The sequence below is a fragment of the Streptomyces sp. NPDC031274 genome (assembly GCF_055570235.1).
Genome location: NZ_JBVIHP010000276.1, coordinates 1 through 1303, shown reverse-complemented (window position 1 = coordinate 1303; position 1303 = coordinate 1). Strand labels below are relative to the sequence as shown.

Annotated in this window: 1 protein-coding gene; it reads right to left on the bottom strand. The window is 67.2% G+C overall.

Going from position 1 to position 1303, the window contains the following annotated elements; translation table 11 throughout:
• Window positions 1–23: 23 nt before the first annotated feature.
• The gene (locus tag ACZ5CR_RS45630; RefSeq protein ID WP_468869704.1) at window positions 24–1226 is read right to left on the bottom strand and encodes an IS110 family RNA-guided transposase; all 1203 of its coding nucleotides are present in this window, start codon (window positions 1224–1226) and stop codon (window positions 24–26) included.
• Between the last annotated feature and the right edge of the window lie 77 nt (window positions 1227–1303).

The following is a 1303-nucleotide window of genomic DNA, read 5'->3' as shown; positions in this document are numbered from 1 at the left end:
GGGGGGTGCCCCTATGACTTTGGTCAAGGGGTTGGGGCGGGTTGGGCTTCGTAGAAGGTGCCGTCGCGGAGCATCGCGAAGAGGACGTCGGCTCGGCGGCGGGCGAGGCAGAGGAGGGCTTGGGTGTGGTGTTTTCCCTGGGCGATCTTCTTGTCGTAGTAGGTCCGGGAGGTCGGGTCGGCCAGGGCGGCGAACGCGGAGAGGAAGAAGGCGCGTTTGAGCTGCTTGTTTCCTCTGCGGGAGGGTTGTTCGCCGCGGATGGAGGAGCCCGAGCTGCGGGTCGCGGGGGCGAGGCCGGCGTAGGCCGCGAGGTGGGCGGCGCTGGGGAAACGGGTGCCGTCGCCGACGTCGATGAGGATGCGGGCTCCGGTCCTGATGCCGATACCGGGCATCGACATCAGGACCCTGGAAAGAGGGTGGGCCTCCAGCAGTTCCTCAATCCGGTGAGCCAGCAGTTTGCGCTGGTCAAGCACCGCCTGGAGCGAGTTGGCGAGGCTTGGAACGATGAGGGCGGCGGCGTCCGTGCCGGGAACGACGACGGTCTGTTCATCCAGCGCGGTGAAGACGTCCTCGATCAGTCGCTCGGCCATCCGCGGCGCTTTCGGGCGGATCAGGGTGACCAGTCGTCGGCGTCCGGCCTTGCGGATCCGGGCCGGAGAGCCGAACTGGTCCAGGATTTTGAGCACGGCCGGGTGCTGCATGCGCGGTCCCAGCACCCGTTCCAGGTGCGGGTGGATCTGGGTGAACAGGCCGCGGAGCCGGTTGGACAGTCGCGTCGCCTCGGCGGCGAGGTCGTCGTCGAACCCGACGATCATGTGGAGCTCGGCGATCGTGTCGTCGTCGAGGTCGACCGAGCGCAGCGTGTGCGGCATCGCCCGGGCTGCGTCGGCGATGATGAATGCGTCTTTCGCGTCGGTCTTGGCCTCGCCGGGATAGAGATCGGCGATCCGCCGCATCGTCAGGCCCGGCAGATAGGCGACGTGGCAGCCCAGGTCGCGGGCGACGGTCAGCGGCAGGGCTCCGATGGAGGCGACCTGGTCAACGATGACCAGTACGGTGCCGTGCTTGTCCTGCAGTTTGGCGAGGACCTCGCGGAGTTTGGGTTCGCTGTTGGGCAGGCGCTTGTCGAAGGTCTTCTTGCCGGTGGGGGTCAGTGCGGTGGCGTGGTGTTCGCCCTTGCCGACGTCCAGGCCGAGGTAGACGTCGATGCTGCTGGTATCGATCACGTCGGGCTTCCTTCGGTGCTGTTTTCGCCCGGCCCTGCCACGGCACTGATCGCCACATCCACATTACGAAGAGCCTC